This window comes from Pedobacter gandavensis, assembly GCF_032678465.1.
Classification (GTDB): Bacteria; Bacteroidota; Bacteroidia; order Sphingobacteriales; family Sphingobacteriaceae; genus Pedobacter; species Pedobacter gandavensis_B.
The window spans coordinates 501,239-522,975 of sequence record NZ_JAVTSK010000002.1 but is presented as its reverse complement, the minus strand read 5'-3'; the positions used below and the strand labels follow the sequence as shown (position 1 = coordinate 522,975).

The 21,737-nt window shown below is 37.2% G+C and carries 16 protein-coding genes, 1 tRNA gene and 2 pseudogenes; 5 read left to right on the top strand and 14 right to left on the bottom strand.

Annotated elements, in window-relative coordinates:
* Positions 1-77: 77 nt before the first annotated feature.
* Positions 78-1,580: a glycerol kinase GlpK gene (gene glpK, locus R2Q94_RS05325; protein WP_316820406.1), complete on the bottom strand. Its 1,503-nt coding sequence runs from the start codon at positions 1,578-1,580 to the stop codon at positions 78-80.
* Between the two features lie 51 nt (positions 1,581-1,631).
* Positions 1,632-3,194, bottom strand: a complete 1,563-nt coding sequence (locus R2Q94_RS05320; protein WP_316820405.1) for a glycerol-3-phosphate dehydrogenase/oxidase — start codon at positions 3,192-3,194, stop codon at positions 1,632-1,634.
* Positions 3,195-3,667: 473 nt separating this feature from the next.
* Between R2Q94_RS05320 and R2Q94_RS05315 the strand changes: the two genes are divergently transcribed.
* Positions 3,668-3,743, top strand: a tRNA-Lys gene (locus R2Q94_RS05315).
* 393 nt (positions 3,744-4,136) lie between these two features.
* Here R2Q94_RS05315 and R2Q94_RS05310 read toward each other — a convergent pair.
* The 7 genes and pseudogenes from R2Q94_RS05310 to R2Q94_RS05285 all read right to left on the bottom strand — a co-directional run bounded on the left by R2Q94_RS05310 (position 4,137) and on the right by R2Q94_RS05285 (position 7,740).
* Complete coding sequence (locus R2Q94_RS05310; protein WP_316820404.1) at positions 4,137-4,373, bottom strand: hypothetical protein; 237 nt, start codon at positions 4,371-4,373, stop codon at positions 4,137-4,139.
* A 5-nt stretch (positions 4,374-4,378) separates the two neighbouring features.
* Positions 4,379-4,597: pseudogene (locus R2Q94_RS22150) on the bottom strand (hypothetical protein); the annotation flags it as partial.
* A gap of 228 nt (positions 4,598-4,825) precedes the next feature.
* Positions 4,826-5,110: pseudogene (locus tag R2Q94_RS05305) on the bottom strand (RHS repeat domain-containing protein); the annotation flags it as partial.
* Between the two features lie 43 nt (positions 5,111-5,153).
* Positions 5,154-5,603: a hypothetical protein gene (locus tag R2Q94_RS05300; protein ID WP_316820403.1), complete on the bottom strand. Its 450-nt coding sequence runs from the start codon at positions 5,601-5,603 to the stop codon at positions 5,154-5,156.
* A gap of 6 nt (positions 5,604-5,609) precedes the next feature.
* A complete protein-coding gene (locus R2Q94_RS05295) occupies positions 5,610-5,882 on the bottom strand; it encodes a hypothetical protein (RefSeq protein WP_316820402.1) in 273 nt (90 codons plus the stop codon).
* Between the two features lie 103 nt (positions 5,883-5,985).
* Positions 5,986-6,525 (bottom strand): DUF6443 domain-containing protein, encoded by a 540-nt coding sequence (locus R2Q94_RS05290; RefSeq protein WP_316820401.1) that lies wholly within the window; start codon positions 6,523-6,525, stop codon positions 5,986-5,988.
* A 633-nt stretch (positions 6,526-7,158) separates the two neighbouring features.
* Positions 7,159-7,740, bottom strand: coding sequence for a hypothetical protein (locus tag R2Q94_RS05285; protein ID WP_316820400.1), 582 nt, complete (start codon positions 7,738-7,740; stop codon positions 7,159-7,161).
* Between the two features lie 826 nt (positions 7,741-8,566).
* On the opposite strand from R2Q94_RS05285, the gene R2Q94_RS05280 reads away from it, so the two are divergent.
* The 3 genes from R2Q94_RS05280 (at position 8,567) to R2Q94_RS05270 (ending at position 12,400) form a co-directional block, all read left to right on the top strand.
* A complete protein-coding gene (locus R2Q94_RS05280; RefSeq protein WP_316820399.1) occupies positions 8,567-9,784 on the top strand; it encodes an MBOAT family O-acyltransferase in 1,218 nt (405 codons plus the stop codon).
* Between the two features lie 28 nt (positions 9,785-9,812).
* The gene (locus R2Q94_RS05275) at positions 9,813-10,826 is read left to right on the top strand and encodes a hypothetical protein (protein WP_316820398.1); all 1,014 of its coding nucleotides are present in this window, start codon (positions 9,813-9,815) and stop codon (positions 10,824-10,826) included.
* A gap of 254 nt (positions 10,827-11,080) precedes the next feature.
* The gene (locus R2Q94_RS05270; RefSeq protein WP_316820397.1) at positions 11,081-12,400 is read left to right on the top strand and encodes an erythromycin esterase family protein; all 1,320 of its coding nucleotides are present in this window, start codon (positions 11,081-11,083) and stop codon (positions 12,398-12,400) included.
* 493 nt (positions 12,401-12,893) lie between these two features.
* Here the strand turns inward: R2Q94_RS05270 and R2Q94_RS05265 are convergent, their stop codons facing one another.
* On the bottom strand, positions 12,894-15,290 hold the full coding sequence (locus R2Q94_RS05265) for a TonB-dependent receptor domain-containing protein (protein WP_316820396.1): 2,397 nt from the start codon (positions 15,288-15,290) through the stop codon (positions 12,894-12,896).
* A 129-nt stretch (positions 15,291-15,419) separates the two neighbouring features.
* Complete coding sequence (locus R2Q94_RS05260; RefSeq protein ID WP_316820395.1) at positions 15,420-16,400, bottom strand: helix-turn-helix domain-containing protein; 981 nt, start codon at positions 16,398-16,400, stop codon at positions 15,420-15,422.
* Between the two features lie 364 nt (positions 16,401-16,764).
* Here R2Q94_RS05260 and R2Q94_RS05255 point away from each other — a divergent pair, with 364 nt between their 5' ends.
* Positions 16,765-17,892, top strand: a complete 1,128-nt coding sequence (locus R2Q94_RS05255; RefSeq protein ID WP_316820394.1) for a YncE family protein — start codon at positions 16,765-16,767, stop codon at positions 17,890-17,892.
* A gap of 79 nt (positions 17,893-17,971) precedes the next feature.
* Here the strand turns inward: R2Q94_RS05255 and R2Q94_RS05250 are convergent, their stop codons facing one another.
* The 3 genes from R2Q94_RS05250 to R2Q94_RS05240 all read right to left on the bottom strand — a co-directional run bounded on the left by R2Q94_RS05250 (position 17,972) and on the right by R2Q94_RS05240 (position 21,676).
* Positions 17,972-18,406 (bottom strand): RidA family protein, encoded by a 435-nt coding sequence (locus R2Q94_RS05250; RefSeq protein WP_316820393.1) that lies wholly within the window; start codon positions 18,404-18,406, stop codon positions 17,972-17,974.
* Between the two features lie 110 nt (positions 18,407-18,516).
* Positions 18,517-18,969 (bottom strand): GNAT family N-acetyltransferase, encoded by a 453-nt coding sequence (locus tag R2Q94_RS05245; protein WP_316820392.1) that lies wholly within the window; start codon positions 18,967-18,969, stop codon positions 18,517-18,519.
* A gap of 19 nt (positions 18,970-18,988) precedes the next feature.
* Positions 18,989-21,676, bottom strand: a complete 2,688-nt coding sequence (locus tag R2Q94_RS05240; RefSeq protein WP_316820391.1) for an amino acid adenylation domain-containing protein — start codon at positions 21,674-21,676, stop codon at positions 18,989-18,991.
* Between the last annotated feature and the right edge of the window lie 61 nt (positions 21,677-21,737).

The window sequence follows — 21,737 nt, the reverse complement described above, 5'->3', positions numbered from 1 at the left end:
GATATTAAATTTTGGTACAACAAAAAGTGTAAACCCTCTCTCTATACGCCTTCTATTTTTTGATGTAGCATTCTGCTCTATTCCTCCGACCAGTTCCTTGTTCTTTCTACTGCTTTCTTCCAGTATTGAAGGTAGTTTTTAGCTTTGTCCTTTTCCATTAATGGTTCAAATTTCTTCTCGATGTTCCATTGTTTCTTAATCTCTTCCACGCTACCCCAATACCCAACGGCAAGACCCGCGAGATAAGCAGCCCCAAGTGCTGTGGTTTCCAGAATTTTTGGTCTAACCACACTGCTTCCAAAAATATCAGCCTGAAACTGCATTAATGCGTTGTTTTCTACTGCTCCACCATCTACACGTAATTCAGTAGATTTTTTTCCTGAATCCGACTCCATGCTTTTCAGGAGGTCATTTACCTGGAAAGCAATTCCTTCCAAAGCAGCCCTTGCAATGTGTGCGGAAGTTGTTCCCCGTGTAATACCGAATATTGATCCACGTGCATATTGATCCCAATAAGGAGCACCAAGACCAGTAAGTGCAGGAACAAAATAAACACCTCCATTATCCTCAACTGAAGCAGCCAGTGTTTCACTCTCCGCAGAAGTTTTAATAATACCCAGGCCATCACGCAACCATTGAATCGCTGCACCACCAACAAATACACTACCTTCTAAAGCATAAGTAACTTTGTTATTGATTTTCCAGCCCACAGTAGTAAGGAGGTTGTTTTTTGAAAACACAGGTTTATCGCCAGTATTCATCAACATAAAGCAACCTGTTCCATAGGTATTTTTAGTCATTCCCTCGTCAACACACATCTGACCAAATAAAGCGGCCTGCTGATCTCCTGCAATCCCAGCAATAGGAATTTTAGAAGCAAAAAGTGTCGTTACAGTATTTCCATATACTTCAGAACTTTGTCTGACTTCTGGCAACATACTCTCAGGAATCGTCAGTAATTCCAATAATTCCTTGTCCCATTCCATGGTATTGATGTTAAACATCAAGGTCCTACTGGCATTGGAGACATCGGTAATGTGCATAGCACCGCGGGTAAATTTCCAGACCAACCAACTATCTACGGTACCAAAACACAGTTCACCACGTTCTGCTCTTTCTCTTGCGCCCTTTACATTGTCGAGGATCCATTTCACCTTAGTCCCAGAGAAATAAGCATCTATAACCAGGCCTGTTTTTTCCTTTATCTTATCTTTCCAGCCTTGCTCTTTAAGTTCGTCACAATATTTTGAAGTACGCCTGTCTTGCCAGACAATGGCGTGATATACCGGAATTCCAGTTTCTCTATCCCACACAATCGTTGTTTCCCTTTGATTGGTGATTCCGATTGCGGCAATATTCAAACCGTTTAAATCAGATTTAGCAATTACTTCTGCCGCTACAGAAGACTGCGAGTACCAGATCTCATTGGCATCGTGTTCTACCCAACCTGGTTGCGGAAAGATCTGTTCGAAAGCTTTCTGCGCTACGGCGACGATTTCTCCATTATGGTTGAAAATAATGGCACGGGAGCTGGTTGTTCCCTGATCGAGGGCTAGAATAAATTTTTGGTCTGGCTCCATTTTTATAGGATTGATTAAGATTAAAAATTCTAATTATTTATGTGTAGCAAGTTAAAATATGGTATACGTTTTCGCAAGGGTTTTGAAATCTTCAATTTCTTTTTCTACCCATGCCTGATCACGTTGAAGCTCGTCGGCGATAATTCTTGCCACCACTGGTGCAGCCTCTACTGCAGCTTTCACATCCAGGAACAATAATCGGAAACGACGTCCTACCACATCCTCAATCTTACGGGCGTATTCATTTCTAACGGCCCATACCACCATTGCTTTCGTATACGGATAATCCGCAACTAATCTTTCCTGAAGTGATGGATCTTCCTGAATCAATTTCTGGATACCTTCAATGTCAGTACCATAAAAATGAAGCGGATCTGATTGATCTGCTGAAGCCACATATCCATGGATATGGAGGTGCTCTGTTTTACAGGATTTAGCTGGTAGATATCCCTTTTCAATTGCTTTATCCACAGTATCCTGAGCCATTCTTCTGAAAGTGGTCCATTTACCTCCAGTAATCGTAATCATTCCTGAATTTGAAACAATGATCTTATGACTTCTGGAAATCTCTTTGGTTTTTGAACCTTCCTGTTTTGGTGCTGCAAGCGGACGTAATCCTGCGAAAACAGCCAGAACATCTGCACGGGTTGGTTTCTTTCTAAAGTACTTGGCTGCTGTAGAAAGAATAAATTCTATTTCCTGATCCAATGCCTGAGGTTCCAGTTCCGGATGATCTCTTAAAGTATCTGTAGTACCCACTATCAGTTTATCATGCCATGGTACGGCAAACAACACCCTTCCATCATCAGTTTCAGGAATCATCAAAGCATTATCTCCCTCCATGAAAGAACGGTCTAATGTGATGTGCACTCCCTGACTTGGGCGTACCATATGTGGCGCTTCCGGTCTATCCATTTGCAGGATATTATCGACGTATACACCAGTAGCGTTGATCACCACTTTACATAAAACATCATAAGTCTGACCGGTTTCTACATCTTTCACTTTTACACCATTTACTTTCTTATTGCTATCTTTAAGTAAAGCTTCTACCTTCATGTAATTTAACACGGTAGCGCCGTTTTCAATAGCCGTTTGCGCAATATTTAATGCCAATCGCGTATCGTCAAATTGTCCGTCGTGGTACACCACTCCCCCCTTCAATCCTTCCCGTTTAATGGATGGCAATGCAGCAATTGTTTTTTCTTTATTGATATATTTTGAAGCACCAAGGCTTAACTTTCCTGCTAAAAGATCATAGAATTTCAATCCTATGGTGTATTTCAAATTGTCAAACCAGGAATAGTTAGGAATCACAAATGTTTCGTTTTTTGTAAGATGAGGAGCGTTTTTTAACAACAATCCTCTTTCATGACAAGCTTCACGTACCAGGCCAAGATCACCCTGAGCCATGTAGCGGACACCGCCATGCACTAACTTGGTAGCCTTACTCGATGTTCCTTTGGCGAAATCCGCCTGTTCCACTAATAAGGTTTTATAACCTCGTGTTGCTGCGTCCATTGCAATACCCAAACCTGTAGCTCCCCCGCCAATGATGACTAGGTCCCATTTTTCTACGGTTGCTAAATTTTGTATCAATTTAAGTCTGTTCATAGTAGAAGCTTTTAACAAAATGAAACTTTCAATTAGTTTCGTTTTCTTTCACAAATTTGTCTTTTTATCATTTTATTTCCAAATTATTGCATGCTTATTTTTACGCTGTATTTGTTGAAATGAACAAAACGCATAAAAAATTACCTGAGCTTTACATTTTAGATCTGCCCAGTTGTTCCGCAATTGCAATATTGGTCTAGAGGATAATGAAGAAGAGTGGCAATTTGTTTGGTAAAGAAGGTTATTTCTGGAAAATAATTTTCGAACCTCGGTTTAAGCACATTCGAGAAGGAAAGCCAAGAAAAACTATTTTCCAAATAATAGAAATAACCAATGTTTTTTCAAAAAACATTTAAACTGTATTTCAGTGAGTTATAAAAAATATTCAATTTTACTTTACTTTTTTAAGCGCAAAGTGTGGTTATTAAATATTTTTTTCTACTTTTGCACTCCCGAAACAAGGGAACATAAATGATTCCGTAGCTCAGCTGGTAGAGCATTACACTTTTAATGTAGTGGTCCTGGGTTCGAATCCCAGCGGGATCACCAGAAATAGCAACAAAACGTTTAAAAGCCTGCAATCAATTGATTGCAGGCTTTTTCTTTTTACCCAAAACTACAATTTATTCAATAAATCAAATATAAAATTGAGTGATTAGGTGAGTAAATTGAAGTTCCCCTGACTCACCGAATAAAATCGTAATAAATTGACTCACAGAAAGTTCATTCATTGAACGATTTGACATCCATTAACTGCAAGGCTACTTTTGTTTAACCTTTAATCAGTTGATTATGAAAACGAATTACTATTTCTGATATTCCGTTTTAATAGCTCACCTACAACTCGCAAACGTAATATGTTAACGGCATAAATAGCTATCCCTTCTACATGATTAACTGCAGAAAAACTGGATTTAATTCCCGAAAATACAACGATAATCATCAATCAGATTCTTTATTGTAGATTGTCTGAGGCTTATCAAAGCCATCCCAAAAAACATGAAGCCTATCACAAACATTGCACCTCACAACGATTTCCATCTTTGAAAATAATATTTCAGCATCTATTTGACCTTCAAACTTATCATATTCAACATCAGAAATAATCAACCACTGGTGCGGGCTTGGGATTTCCCCAAGCCAAATTACATTATCACACTTACATCTAATTTTTGGCATAATAGCTATTTTGGTATTATTATTACATCTGTTATTCTTGTAGCTCCTGCACCCTTTCCCCTATTTAATACATTCTCTAGCTGTGAGGCTGTAACATTTGTTCTTGAAAGATCAAGAACTATTCCTGGAGATTGGCTATTCTTTTTAGCAATCGCACTTATAATACTACTTGGATTATTCGTTATTGGCGTATAAACATCATAACTCTTTCCATTAACTAAGAGATCAGAAGTTTTCCCCCTGCTCTAGTCCCACTAGGACTTCTCAAGATAACTTCATGCCCCAATCTCTTCATAAATTTTGCAGCAGAGAGCTCACTATCAGAAAAAGAGCCGCCAGTCTCGATTGTTACAGATCCTGTAGGCGCTGCATTTTTTTTAATTTTCAATGGAGAAATCGACGCAAAATCTTGAGCAAACAACTTAAATTCCATGACATTATTCATGAATTCATTAAACTATTATTCCATGAATTTGACGCCTACTGTTTTTCCTGATCTTTATTTTTAGGCTCCTGATCCGTTTGGTTAATCCCATATCTTTTTGAACCTGATCCCATGAAACTTCTTTCCCTTCATCTTCATATTTCCCTGTATCCCAATTGTATGTTGCCGACATGCCATCAGGATCTATCATTAAGACTGGGTTGTTCATTCCATAATTATATGGCGACATATGACTAAACATATCAGCTTTAGGATCCACCACATTCCAGCGGCCTATTACCGGATCATAGAACCTAGCGCCGTAATCCTAATGGCTTAGTTTAAAACATAGGATCTCATTTGAACGCTGTGTTCTCTTTTATATAATCTATGTCAGAAGGATCTATCACTATACCAAGATCACATTTATAGTGTTTATCTTCCACAATATAATGATAAAATGCCATTTTTTTATCGGAGTCAACAATCACCTTATCTCCTTTTTGGATGCCAGCAGGAATACCAACATAGACTTCTGCTTTTCTATCTTTTACTTTGTAAGGGTATATACCTTCATCTAACAAGGTATCAACGAACCTACCAGTATTGATACTATCTAGTTTCAACAGTAGAATACCAAATCTATGATTTCTTGAAGTCTTTATTTCTATAACCTCTCCTTGAATTAGAAGATCATTAAACATTACCCTATCTCTTACTACCGTGCGTTCTTTACCTGAATGATAGAAGTAGGAAACTAGACAAACAAAAACAATGAATACGATCACCAAATACAAATATCTCATCTTTTATCATTTTAATGCATTCCGAATTCCAGTTATGGTTGCAGATTGAATTGGAGCAACCATATTTGTTACTCTGTCAAGAAAACTTCTTTGAGCTGTTGGTTTCACATCATTCAACAGCACAGTATTTAATAATGTACCTCCTATGGAACCCGCATTAACGCTTGCACCAACACCTAGATTAACTCCAAAAGAAATCCCAGTCCAACCTAGCTTCCCAGAAGTACCGGTACTAGAAAAGGCACCAATATTTATGCCTCCACCCACAATATCCTTCACATCGGCAGAAAGACTTACGGGCCTTTTATTTCCAGCAAAACTTTCCGGAGTAATAGGTCGATTTTCATTATTATATGTAACAACTGTTCTCCCAGTTGCAATTTTAACCGCTAGTTCTTGTTGATGCAGGCTGCCACATATTTCTTGGAAACCCCTGTTCCATTATCCTATTAAGTGGCGATGGTTCAAATACGGTTTTTGCAAATGGTGTGGGGATGCGTGGAATTGCCCCTAGTAATTGTAAATCTGTTCCTCCAACTGGATTATAGAAACTACTGATTTCTGTAATTGCATTAACTTTATAACTTCCATCTCCTGTGCCTATACTTGCATAAGGAAGATAGCTTTTGTCTACTCTTCCGAATGGATCATAAACTATTGGTGTTACAATATCCTGTAAATCTGGATTTGCCTGTGTCTGGACATTTTGCATAGCTCTCCCTAACCCATCATAATATGTTATGGTCTGTTGAAGTTCGTCTGCAGATAGTCCCGTAATTTGCGAGGCCATTGTGACGCCAGCAACTCTAATCTTATTTTGAATGACATAATTTTGGTTTTGACTAGGGCTTTGGATAATTGGTGTTTTAGGGGCAATTTGGATTTTTGCAGAAAAGTCTCCAATAGTACTAAATCCAGGCATAAGGGTTATACTCTGAGGAGCTGTAAATGTTCCTGTAGTATGTGATTGATTAAGAACTAGTTGCGCTTGGAGAGAGCCTGATAGGATAAATCCTCCGATTGTAAGAAATAATAATTTAGAGAAGCGTTTTTTTTATAACTCGATATTTTAATGAATATATACAGAAAAACAAATGGCTTTTCCACTGTCCCAGCTATGTATCTCTAGTTATTCCAAGAGCCTTTTGCCTTTCTGATAACGAAATACAAGTTAGATATCTCCTACTAATTAACAATGTTTAATTTGTTTTTTTTGAATTACGCAAAAAAACAGTCCAGATATTTTTATAAAAAACTTATCACCTGTATCTTTAAACAATAGAATTTGCAGCTAAAACCTATAACAAAAAGCTGAGCGATTCGGTGAGTAATAAGTCCAAAACATCCCAGACAATGAATAAACATTGATTTTCATACTAGGTGTGAATCCCATCGGGAACCATATAAAACAGCACCAAAACCACAAAAAAATCCTGAAAATCAAATAATTGCAAGCTTTTTTTTTCGTTTACCAGAAACACCAAAACATGCGATAAATAGCATAAAATATTTTTCCTTAATGATGAATTTGTAGATATTTCTCTTTGGAAAGAGGTTATTCATTAGTCCTATTGGTTATTGAATTGATTTTTTTCAATTCGTCCTTGTAGTCTGTATGAAGCTGGTAATAGATAGAATATTTATAAAGATCATTTCTTATACTGTTGAATTTATTGACGTCCTCGTTAATAATAGCGGTGTATAGGCTCCCCTTTATTACACTCAAAGGGGCAGCAATTAAATTGACCACTCCGTTCATTGCGGCATTGCTGATGTGCCCGCCAACTTCTTCTTTAATGGTTGGATCAGGCTGTCCCCATTTTCTGATGCGAACCTGTTCGTTGGGTCGTGTCTCAAAGTTGTTCTCGTCCCATGGAGTATAATTAAAAACCTTTTTATACTTATAAGGCTTATTTGATGCAAAGATTATAATTTTCTTAATTTCGGTTGGTCCTATGGCTATTATCGAATCGCCGTTTTGCAAGATTATTGCATTGGGGCTGACGTTGTACAATACACCCTTTGCATTCCCAACGCTTTTCGTCTTTACTACGACTAAATAAGATCGTATATCCTGCGCATTTATAGGGGAATGATAAAGTATCACCAATGCAAAAACTATTAACACATGTTTCATAAATATCATTTGTTATTAATTGTAAATCAAAATTCAGGATGGCTCAGCTCAACAACGTGATTAAGCATCTTTTAAGTATAAGCGCATACAATTCAAATATAAAACGAAACTTACTGACCAAAACAACTAAATAGTTTAATTTCATATACAAATTTTTAGCTCACTTTTAGTACTTAACGCTTCCTATTTGTCCTCCCCCAATTTTAAAACAAAACCGTTTAGTATTTATATATTCTTTACAAAAACATCCATTAAAAGACTCAATATAAGAATTATACGTAAACTTCCCGCGATTCTGTAAACTTTCTATTTTTAGTTTTCTTAAAAGCTTTGCTCAGCAAAAAGTCTTAAAAAGGAAAGAATGGATCATATTTAACTTGCTGAATGATATTTCATTAAAAGATATTATAGACTCTAATTTTTGACCTATCACAAAAGTACGAACAACTGTAAATCATACTGTAAAATCAAACTTACGCAGTTGACAATCTGATTTACAGTCACTTATAATAATTAAATTTTATTATAACTTTAATTCAAGGCGCAATAATTATGGGATTCCCGGACCAGTATCGAGTCTTAACTCACTTTAAATTCGGAACCTATGCTTTTCAATTCGCTAAATTTTGCTTTATTCTTACCTCTCGTATTTTTCTTCTATTGGTTTGTGGCCAATAAGAATTTGAAATTTCAGAATATTCTATTGCTGTTAACCAGCTATTTTTTTTACGCTTGTTGGGACTGGCGTTTCATGTTTCTTTTAATTTTCTCTACCCTCTTAGATTATTTCACGGGAATAAAAATGTTTCAATCCAATAATCAAAAAATGAGGAAATTTTGGTTTTGGTTGAGTATCTCTATTAACTTAGGTTTTTTGGGCGTGTTTAAATATTATAATTTCTTCGCAAGCGCTCTTGCGGAATCCCTAGGAAATTTAGGTTTACAAGTGAACCCATCCACATTAAGCATAATACTTCCCGTGGGGATCTCCTTTTATACTTTTCATGGTTTATCTTATGTGATAGATATCTATAAAGGCAAAATACAACCTGAAAGCAATTTTGTCGATTATGCTCTATTCGTTAGTTTCTTTCCGCTTTTGGTGGCTGGTCCAATAGAAAGAGCAACCCATCTTTTACCTCAAATTCAACGCAAAAGGCAATTTAATTATATGAATGCAGTGGACGGTTTAAGGCAAATTTTATGGGGCCTTTTCAAAAAGATAGTCATTGCTGATAACTGTGCTGACATTGCTAATAAGGTATTCGACAATTCTGCTGCTCAACCAGGTAGTATGTTAGTTTTAGCTGCAGTATTTTTTGCTTTTCAAATCTATGGAGATTTTTCAGGCTATTCTGATATCGCATTAGGAACCTCCCGACTTTTTGGAATAGAGCTTTTGAAGAATTTTTCATTTCCTTATTTTTCCAGAGATATTGCTGAATTCTGGAGGCGCTGGCACATCTCATTGTCTACCTGGTTTCGCGACTACCTATATATTCCTTTAGGCGGTAGTAAAGGTGGACTATGGAAAAAGGTTAGAAATACTTTTATCATTTTCATTGTCAGCGGCTTTTGGCATGGTGCCAATTGGACATTTATGATATGGGGAGCCTTAAATGCCTTGTTTATTATGCCATCAATTCTATTCAACACCAATCGGGATAATTTAAATATTGTGGCGGAAGGCAAAAATCTACCCAGCATCCGTGATTTTCTGAAAATTGTCATCACTTTTAGTCTAACGGTTTTGGCCTGGATTTTTTTTAGAGCTAAAAGTGTCTCCGATGCCATAAATTATATAAATGGAATTTTTACGCCCTCGCTTTTTGTAAAGCCAGATATGCCAGAATCAACGTTGGTAGTTTCCCTCTTGGTTTTTGGCTTTCTAGTCGTAGAGTGGATTGGCCGGGAAGGTAATTTTTCACTAAGTAATATTACTAAACTTCCACTGCCAATAAGGTGGTCATTCTATTTCAGCCTGATACTACTCATGTTTGTTTACCAGGGAGAAGCTCAGACCTTCATCTATTTTCAATTTTAAATTTCATCACTGTAACCGGAACATCCTCATGAAAAAATTCTTAATCAGGCTACTCGTATTTACTTTTATGATTGCAGTTACAGGCGAACTTATCATTAGGATATTTAAGCTTAGTCCAGATATACCAAGAATGTATGTTGACAAAATGGGGATACAGCGCTATGTACCTGGTCAGACTGGATATTATACAAAAGCAAAAACAAAGTGGGTAGTTAATAAATTTGGTTGGCTCGGTACTTCTGACACCAGCAAAGACACTCTGATCTCTATTATAGGTGATTCCTATATTGAAAACATCATGAATCCTATATCTTGTAATCAGGGAAATGTACTTCGGTCCCAATCCAAAGAATACAGTTTCTTTGAGGCAGGAAGATCTGGTGTCACCTTTATTGAAGCGATGCAGATCAGTAAACTATTAGATTCCAGCATCCGACCGAAAATGCACCTCATTTATGTAAACAGCGAGGATTTTCTGGAAAGCTCGGCGCTCAATCAAAGGTACATAGATCGGGTACAGATAGATTTAAGTACCAATACCATTTTAAAAGGGAACTTGAAAAGTCCAGGGCTAAAAAAAATACTCTACAACATTAAACTGATGTATTACCTGTATTTGAGGTTTCCACTTTTTGTTGATGCAAAAAACAAAGAAGATCATAAAGAAGCCACAAAAAGCATCATTAGAATAAGACCCGAATTCGATGAAACCGTTGTAAATAAACTGTTTGCTTACTGCGTTAAAACCTATGATATGAATAAAGTAACCTTAGTTTTTCATCCAGGGATTGAACCGGCTATCATTAAATTAGCCAATCAATACTGCATCAAAAATATTGTTTTAAGCATCGGGAAAAACGAAAAAAGTTGGGCTTTAAATTCAAATGATGGGCATTGGTCTTGTTATGGACACGCCCAGGTAGCAAAACAAATTGGCATAGAATTACCTTCCTTGCTAAGAACCCTAAAAAACAATACAGCATTAAAAAGCGAGCAACTATTGGTACTTTCAGCAACAACTCTAATAAAACAAAAGTTCTAAAGCCAAATGGATCAAAATATTCCTTTTAAATAGAATAGCACTTCATTTCAGTAAAGTACTTTACCATGCATTCTTTATATTTTGGCGCCACAATGAATACCAGGTATTAGAAAAAAATAAGGCTTAAAATTACTGGAAATTAAGAAATAACGATTACCAATATCTATTTAAGATAAATAAAATTTCTTTACTTTGAGTAAACGACGAATATATTGTAGCTCATAGATCCTAAAAATTATTAGACGACTTTTCCAATGATCAAAATTTTAGATGGTTTAAAATATTTATATAAAAATAATTCAATTGCTTTAGCTGTAAAACTTGGCGTAATTGGTCTTATGCCCTACCAGGTTTTTGGACAATCATCACTAATTAAAGCACTTAACGAGAATATTATTCCGTTAAAATCGGTTGAAGTTTCAGCTGATTTTATAGATAAAAACTCCATTAATGAAGTATTCGAAAATAAGAATATCGTTCTCCTGGGAGAGGCTACACACGGAACTCACGAATTTTTTTCAATGAAGCAAAATATCATTCAGTTTCTTATAAAAGAAAGGGGATTTAGAAACTTTGTGATTGAAGCTGATTTTGTGGGCTCAGTTGCGATGAATGATTATATAGTTGAGGGAAAAGGCAATATAAATAATGCATTAAAACGCATGAGTATTGGTGTATGGATCAATCAGGACTTCAAGAGGTTAATAGAATGGATGAAAGATTTTAACCTCACCCAATCAGCAGAAAACAAAATTAAGTTCTATGGCTGCGATATGCAATTCGCTATTAACAGTGCTGAAATGCTATTAAGTGGTAAATTAAAACTTAAAACTACTTTAACTCCATCTGCTATGAAAGGATTAAAAACAATGATCAATTATTCCTATGGACAAATTGAAAAGTCAGAACTAGAAAATGTTAATGCGCTTGAATATGAGCTCAAGATGGCGAGTATAGATGAAAATGTGACCGAAAATGTAACACTGTTCTCACACTATCTAGAAAACATACTGCAAACTATAATGTATTCAAAGACCAAGTATCTTCATGATAAAGATATTATACGTGATAAAAAAATGGCAGAGAACTTTGAATGGATCCATAATCTTGATAACAAAAGGAAAACTATCGTTTGGGCCCATAATTTACATGTAGCAAAAAATTCGACAAGAAATAATAATTTACCAATGGGGTATTATATTAAACAAAAACACCCATCCGAAACATATATAATCGGTTTTGGCTTTAATAATGGCAGTTTCAATGCTTACAACGAGAATACTAAAAAATATGGGGAATGTAAAACCGAAAGTGTTACCTCCGAAAAGTCTGTGGAATTAATATTTAGCAATTGTATGAGTCCAAACTTTTTCCTTGACTTTGAAACTTCAAAGGGAAATCAGCTCATCAATAAGTTCTTAAATGAAAGAAGAGAGTCACGAGGTATTGGGGGTAGCTATAATCCTTCAAAACAATCAGCAGGTGGAGGTGGTGCCAACAAACCATTAAACACCATGTACGATGGGTTTATTTTTATAAATACAACCACAATGGTCATTCCATCATTAAATTGAGTTTGTAAAACAGTTTATATCAATGCGGTGATTCATCAGGGTCTTCTCCTATAATTATAAAACAATACCTTTCAAAAAACAATGACTGTAGCGCTTTTTCAGAACTTGAAAGCAGCCCTTTCATCTTAGGATTAAAATCCAAAGAATCAATCCGAAAACTTGGCTGAAAAAGTGATTTATCCGGCATAAATGTTCTCCATTTTTACCTCAATCCGGAGATAACTAAAGTCCCGGATAGAGTTCGGGAAGTGTTTGGGAAGAGATGCGGGTTCCGTTAGGGTTCGGTAGGAGTTGACTAAGAGTTCAGTACGGGTTGGCTTAGGGTTTACCTATCTGAACTCCTACTGAACTCTTAGTCAACCCCTACCGAACTCAAGCCTCTTTACGACCAGTTTCCCAGATTTTTCAGCTGATATTTTACCCACAGAAATGCGTTTCTGAAAGGTTCGTAAGGTCCCATCAAATGGGATTAAATTAAGCTGTATTTTTAACCTCAATTTGCCCTGCTGTTTTCTGCTTGTCCGGTGGATTTATTTTTATAAGTACTCTGTTTCAGTTTACCGAAATTATAAGTGACCATCAGCCTAAAATAGTTGTTGTTAAATGTTCTGTCGAAAAATATGTCCGTTTGCCCAACGCTGTAATTTCCCGAGTTATTGGTTTGATTAAAAATATCATTTGCCAAAAACTTCAATTTCAATGCATCTTTAAAAAACTCTTTATCAAGCCCTATTGTCACTGAAGACCTACTTCGATTTTGATACAATCCTGAAGAGCCCTCCCCAAGATACCAGGCCAACAATTGTACCTTAAACAAATTTTTCACATTAAATGTATTGCTGGAGTATAAATACCACTGTGGTTTGGGCGACAAGGATGTAAATGCAAACTGATCATCAATCATTTTGGTATAATTCAGGTTTACTGTATTTATGGCAGTCCAGAATCCTAAACCTGTGGTTACAGAAAGTGCTGCGAAATAAGCATGGCTCTTTTCGAGATTCAAGCCTTTTAGTACGTAACTGTTCGGTGTATTGCCCCTCAAAGCAGCAGCACTAAGCGGATCATTCACATAATTATAACCAAGCCTCAGGTCAATCTTTCGGTAATTTGCCCCCAACTCAAAAGCATGTACTTTTTCAGGTAAAAGATTGGGATTTCCTTCAATAGTCGTAAAAGGATCCTGATAAATCACAAAAGGATTTAAAGCCTGATACCTTGGTCTGCCGATTCTTGACACATAGGAAGCACTCAACTTAAAGCGTTCAGAAATCAGCCTGCTGAGCATCAGATTGGGGAAAATATTAAAATAATTATCACTGATCATCTGTCCGCCGCCAACACTCGTATTTAGTAGATAATTGGTCCATTCTGCACGAAAGCCAAGCCCAAACTTGATTTTACCCATGAAAAGGCCATTGTAGTTGATGTAAGTAGCTGGTATTTTCTCTCTATATTCAAAATCATTGGATAAGTTTCGATCCGGCTTAAAATCGTCACCATTATCGGCGATCTGAAAACCAGTACCGGAATGAGTATTTACATAGCTGAATTTAAGCCCTAGTTCCAGCTTTTCATCGGCATTGAATACCCTACTATAATCTGCCTGCGAACTGGAAATCAAAATCTGATGCTGCACACTATTTTTCAAGAGCCTGAAACCATCTTTTCCATCAATTAAACTTTGCTCATCAATGAGATCATTGATATCGGCATGGAAACTGGAATACTGACTCCCAACAAAAAATACAGAGCCCATGGTATCCAGAGCCTGGTTATAGTTAAAAGTCAGGGAGTGATTTAGCCTGTGTTCCTTCTTTTTGGTTTCGCTGGAATAAAAGCGTGTTCCTTCCTGAGTACTAATACTATTCTTACTGTCCTGACTTCCCCCCTGTTTTTCTAAATTCCCACTATAAGCCAGAGAAAGACTTTTTTGGTTATTGATGGCATATTGAGCGCCAAGCCCATAATTCGAGCGGTTATGGAGCTTACGGTTCCAATTGGTAGTTAACTCGGATTTTAAAAAATCTAATTCTGAGGGTCGGACTCTAGTGGTGTACAAACGCTCTCTGTCCTTTCCTTGAAACAGCGCATAATTCCCTACCACTGAAAGCTTTTCCTTATTGTAATTGAAGTCGAACATCGAATTGGTATTCAGCCCTGCAAATTTAGATACAGAAACCTGTTGACTGAGCGATCCGAGTAGGCCTGCTCCTGCATTGGTTTTGGTGATGATATTGATCACCGCTTTTCCCTCTGCATCGTACTTTGAACTGGGATTACTAATCACCTCAATCTTCTCTATCTGCGAGGCTGGAATTGAAGCCATACGCTCAGCAGTAATCAGCCTGCCATTAAGGTAAATCGTAGCCTCCCCTTTCCCTGCCACAGCAATCTGTCCATCATTAATGATCACATTTGGAGCCCTGCTAAGGATTTCAATCAAGGAACTGCTATTCGCTAATATAGTGTTGGCGACTTTCACTTCAAGATTACCATTCGCCAGATATCGCGTTAAAGGCTGCTGAGCACTGACCCGAACTTCGTTCAACTGAAGGTTACGCGTTTTAATTACAATTGTTCCTAAATCAATCGCCGCAACTCCATTATACTTTACAAGGATCAGCGTATCAGCAAAAAGCAAGGAGGTTAATTTCAACATCACTTCTTTCTGACGGATATCCAGCAACTCAAAGCTTCCGTTCAAAAAGCTAATCCCTTTTTTAAAGGTAGGATCTGCATCTACATAAAGTAAAGCATTCCCCATGAGGGGTTCATGATTTGAATCAGTTACCCTGGCAGTAATGCGCTGGATATTTTGAGCACTTAATTTTAGGGACTGCAATAATAACGTCGGGATACTGAGAAATATAATCAGCAGAATTTTCATTTGTGAATTGGATTTGGTTTTTCTTTTTCACAAAAATCAAAAGTAAACTCCTGCTGGAGGTGCCAGGAATAGGAATCAGTAGTACGGATTTATAAATTAACACAAAAAAGCTGGTTCAGCAACCACGCTTTACTTTTGCATAGTATGCTGCTGATAACTTAAAGGCGTAGTTCCTTTCAGTTTTTTAAATGCAGCGAAAAAAGTAGACTTTGAGTTGAAACCTACTTCATAACCAATAGATTCCAGAGTCAGCCGCTGATCTGTGGAGATGATTCTGCAAGCTTCATCAATTCTGAACTCATTAACAAAGGTGGTAAAGTTCTTTCCCAGATGTTCATTCAGAAACTGTGATAATTGATGACTGCTTACATGGACGCTTTTTGATAAGTCACCTAATTTTAAATCGGGATTTCTATATATAGCCTGATCTGACATGATTTTTTCAAGTTTCCCCAACAAAATACCAACTTCCTCTTCAGTTACTTTTTTACCCAGGTATTTATTAGGACTAAGCAAAAAGAGATCATCAGTCCTCTTTCTATACAAAAGCACGGATATAATCAAGTATAAGATGAGGGAAAAACCAATTGCACCACTGATGTAAGAGGTAAATGGTGCCCGGATCAGGCTCAGAAAAAAGGCAATAAAAATCACTACATTTCCCAAAAAAATCACCAGCAACCAGGTCTCAGCAGGAGTCAACTGTTGCCCCTTGCTGAACATTTTTTTCAGGATGCCTTTGATGGTAAAGCCCGAAATTACGATATAAATAAACCATTGCAGATAAATGACCTTACTAAAATATTGGTTCCAAAGCCCCGGATAGTTTTCATAAGGATAGCCTATTCCCGTCAGCAATACCAACAAAAATAGAGCAGAAATTGTCCATTTCCAGGATTTAGGCATACGCTCCAATCCCAAAACCGCAGATTTCAAAAAATAATAAAGAAAAGGACCAATAAAAAAGCAAGCGGAGAGACCAATCTGAAGGTATATCTTTGGCAGATTTCCATCAAAATAGATAAAAACAGATTTACCAATCCGTACACTCAATACAAACAATAGTGCGCCCAGGAAATAACCACTCAGGTATTTTTTCTTAGTAAACAAAAAAAAATATAAACTTAGAATTAGTCCGTTAAAAGCTCCCAGAGCACTAAAAAAAAACAAAAGTTCTTTACCGACGTTCATAAATATGGAAAAGGTATTGGTTAACCAAATGTACCTTTTTTATTGTCTTTCCTCCTAGCCCTTGTTCTTTTTCAGCTTAAAATCCTGCAGGATTTAAAAACCATCAAAGAATCGAACACCCCCTCGCATATTGGGGTATACAGTATTTTGTTTTGACTCTTTTTAATTGATATACAAGCCTAAGAGATTTCAAAAAATTATAGAACCAAAAAAAAATTGCTTTACAACTTTCTGATATATTTCTTAATTTGGTTCAAATTAACCATCTCAATCAAAATAAAATATGATATCAGAATCTATCATTCAACCCAGCAAAGATCAATCAGAAAACATCTTAAACAGTAAATTACTAGCTACAATCAACGTTGGTGTAAATCCGACAGCAATGGCCATCACTTCGGATTCTAGCAAGTTGTATGTGGCAAATGGAAACAACTACGGCATCACTGGTAGTGATACTGTCACATTGATTGATTTAAATACCTTCATGCCTATCTCCACAATAACTAGCGGAACATTTCATCAGCCCTATAGCATCACGTTGTCTAAAGATGGAACAAAGGCTTATGTAACCAATTCAAATGCCGCTACCATTAGTATCATCGACACTGCTTCTAATCAAGTTACCGGAACAATTACCGGATTTAACGGCCCTTCAGGTATGGTCATTACCCCAGACGGAACTAAGGCCTATGTGAATAACTATGGTGCCAGTGCAGCGGTTCCTTCCGGATCTGGTAATAGTGTTAGTGTGGTCGATTTAATCAGCGAGGAGGTTATTGAAGAAATCACCTTAAATGAATATGGACAACCTGCAGCAGCACCAGCCGCAATTGCGATCAGTCCAAACGGGGATTTTGTTTATACCGCAAACTATGTAAATGGTGAACCATGGCAAGGGACCTTGTCAAAGATTTCAACCGCTACAAATACCGTAGTTAATACTTTCGGTGGAAGCCCATTTATCGGGAACATCCCATTTATGTTTGGTGTATTTTCTATTAAAATTGATGCTGCTGGTAAGTATGCATACCTGACAAATTTTGGAAGTAATAATTTTGCACCCTACGGAACAACAGTTTGTGTTATAAATCTGGAACAAGATAGCCAGACCAGTTTAATTGAAACAGGAATCCAACCAGCCGGATTTGATATCACTACAGATGGACGCTATGGATTTGTCTCCAACTACAATACCTTGTATAGTTCAGGAGCACCTAATTTTTCTGGCTTAACTGCCGGACAAGGTACGGTCAATATCATTGACCTAACCACTAATTTACTGGTCCCGATCACCATTAATGTCGGACAGTCTCCTGGCTCTATATTGATGAGTCCTGATGGTAAATATGCTATCGTTTCAAATTATACTGCTAATACCGTCAGTGTCATTGGCGTTTACGGAGCTTAATAATTAGGAATGCGCCCGGTATCTTATCGGACGCATTCCACTTTGCCTATTCTATTCACCTTCTTCGCCGTTTAGCAAATTATTTAGGCAAATGTGCAATCAATTCCACTTCTAACTTGGATTCCGGCATAAACAATCGTACCACCTGCACCCAGGTAGCTGCAGGAAAATCTTCCTTATAATACCCTTTTCGGACATAATTGTACTTTTTCATTGTCTCAATATCCGTTGTATATAAATTTTCTTTTACAACATTATCGAAACTGGCACCAAAACTCGATAGTGATGCTTTTAGAGCGTTGTAAACTGATGTAATGCCTTCTGGACTGATATCATTTGCGACAGCGCCTGAAATGTAAAGCACATTATCAACTTTTAAAACTTGTGTATACCCGATAACCGTATCCTGCCTGGAAGAGTTATTCCAATGCCACTTATCTTTTTTAATCTCTGCTTTCTGGGAAAAAGCTTTACAGGAAATTAAGAGAAAAGCGACTACAATAAAATGTTTCATAATGGTTTATTTTAATAGTTTAGGTTTGTTAAGCCCTAAAATATTAAAAAGATTATAATAAATTTGAATGATATCGCATTACCTCAACCGCCTATCATACAACCTATCAACTAATTGCAACTGGCAGTTGGTTTGAATAGAATTACAAAGGGTTGTGCGTGTACATAATCTATACCTTCATAGAATTTCATCGATGGCATAAACTTGTGCGTCATTAAAGTAATCGTCCCTAAACCTTGATCCAACGCATAACGCTCTGCAAAATTCATTAATGCTTTTCCATATCCTTTTTTTTGAGCATTCGGGGCAATAAATAATTCATCAATATAAAATTGCGCCCCTGTCCACCATGTCTTCGTATGAGCGAACATCGCACCCGCAAAAACACCATCATCATACAAAAGGAAACCCTTAAATTGAGCTGAAGCATAGTATTCTGTTAAATATTTTAGCGCGTCATCAATCTTCCATTGATAGTTCCATGGCGCCTGATTGTAGGTTTGCAAAAATACTTTTGCGCAACTTTCGAGGTCCTTTTCAGTTAAGGCTTGGATGGTCATCATGATAAAATTTCAAGGTGAATTAACAATTGTTTAAGGCTTCCTGTAATTTACGCCCAAATTCCTCAACATTTGGGTCATGTAGCATCGTGGCATGGTCACCAGGCACATCATAAACGATCACCCCTTTTTTTGCATATTTTTTCCAGCTCAGAGATTTAATGTCATCAACAAAATAAACACGTTGTTCCGCTTTAAAAAGATAAACAAAATTATTAATGGGTTCGATACAATATGCTTTAAAAGCCTCATGCTGCTTCTGGTTGATCATATGGATATGGTTAAACACTCCTTCCTGTTTGGGGTCTTTCCTAAAACCAAATTTATACATCAAATTATTTGTTCTTCTTAAAAACAAGTTGGATTGATAATTTAAGGTGCTTAGTGGGTCTTTAAGGAAAGAATTCAAAACCCAGAGCATTTTAGGGAATTGTCGTTTAATTTTCCTCGGTAAATTTACACGCCAGGATTTGGCATAAAAAACATTCTCTGCATCGGTATCAAAAATCCCGAGCATCTTCACCTCTTTCCCCAGAGCAGCGAATTGTCTGGCCATTTCTACTGCCACATACCCCCCAAATGAATATCCTGCAATAGCATATGGCCCATTCGGATTGTGCTCAATGATCTCATTGACATAATGACCGGCAATATCACTCAAAGTTTCGATATGCTGGTCAGTACCATTCAGATCTGCTGGTTGAAGTCCATACAAAGGCTGCTCAACATCCACATATTTTGCGAGATCTTTAAAATTCATTACATACAAGCCATCGCCATGTATGATATACAAAGGCATTTTAGCTCCAGTAGTTTTTATTGGAATCAGCGATTGCGATTTCTTCAGTTCATCTTTATCAGTTATAGAGGCTAATAAGGAAGAAATGCTGGAGTATTTGAATAACCTTTCCAAAGGTAATTTGATACCGGTTTTACATTCAAATTGAGAAATGATATGCAGGGCTATCAGGGAATGTCCTCCTAATTCAAAAAAATCATCATCAAGACCAATTCTTTCCATGCGAAAAACCTCTTGCCAAATGTCCGCCATGATTTGCTCATGGGCAGTAAAGGCCTTTCTATAGGATTTCGCATGTTCTTCTGGAATTTCCATTTCCAGCAAAGCCCTTCTATCTATTTTACCATTAATATTTAAGGGGAATTTCTTTACTTCTATCCATATTGTTGGAATCATATAATCAGGCAATCGAAGCTTTAAATCTTCAATGACGGCTTTCTTATCAAATTTGCCGACCGGATCTATATAACAAATCAAATCCTTCTGCCCGATTTTATTCAACCTTGCGAGCACTACGGCTCCTTTTAAATGTCGCGATTGACTCAGTAAATGTTCAATTTCACCTAGCTCTACTCTGAATCCGTGAATTTTAACCTGGTCATCTTTTCTCCCGATAAACTCCATGTTCATTCCAGACAACATTCGTCCATGATCTCCGGTCCTGTACATCATTCCCCCGTGATTCTGATTAAAGGGATCAACTAGAAAAGCAGCCTTTGTTTTTTCAGCCTGGTTGGCATAACCACGTGCCACACCTACACCGCCAATAAACAGTTCCCCTATTTCACCTATCGGCACAGGCTGAAGCTCCTCATCCAGAATATAAAAAAAGTTGTTTGCAATAGGCTTACCATATGGAATACTAATCCAACTATCCTCTATTTTTTCGATGGGAAAATAATTCGACCAAATCGTTCCTTCCGTTGCTCCACCAAGACTCACCACATTTGCAGCCGGGAAAAAACCTTTGATTCGGTCTGGCAAAGCCAGTGGAATCCAGTCGCCACTCAAAAACACCAATCTTAAATGATGTTGTAAATATTCTTTTTGGGTAGATTCCAATTCTCTGATCAGGAAATCCAGTGTAGTAGGTACCGAATCCCAAAAGGTAATCTGATAATGCTGAAGCATGTACAACAATTCATTAAAATCATTGACCTGTTTCTGTTCTGCTATGACCAAAGATCCACCGCTGGATAAAATTCCAAATATATCATATACGGAGAGGTCAAAACACATGGATGTAATGAAGAGCAGTCGATCGTCTGACCCAACATTAAACCTGTGGTTTACCCATGAAACGAGGTTTACAACAGCATGATGCTCGATCATCACTCCTTTAGGCTTACCAGTAGAGCCAGAGGTATAAATGGTATAAGCCAACTGCTTGCTGTCCACAACTAAGTTCAGATTATTAGTGCTGTAGCCATTCAAATCTAATCCGCCAACAATTAGTGTCTTTAAATCCGGCATCAAAGTATTGATCGGATAAACCGCATCGGAAATCAACAGGTTTACTTCAGAATTGTGAAGAATATATTCTTGTCTTTCTATCGGATAATGGGGATCAACAGGCACATAGGCTCCGCCCGCTTTGAGTATGGCATACATTCCAATGATCATTTCAAAATTTCGATTGATCAGCAGCCCTATATTGTCACCGGGTTTTAGACCTAATTCGATAATTTTCCTGGCCAATTGATTGGCCTTGTCATTCAACTCCCTATAGGTCAGGAGTTGATCTCCACACAATAAAGCGACCTGCTCCGGAGTTTTTGTAACCTGCTCTTCAAACAGGACATGAAGTGTTTTATGATCAGGATAGGCTGTGATCGTACTATTAAATTGCTGGAGTGCACGTAATTCTGCTTCAGTAACTACGGGTGCTGTTTGAAATAGTTTTTCAGACATTGGTTCAATAGTTAATGATGATAAAATCACAAATAACCGACCACCTTTAATCAACTACAGC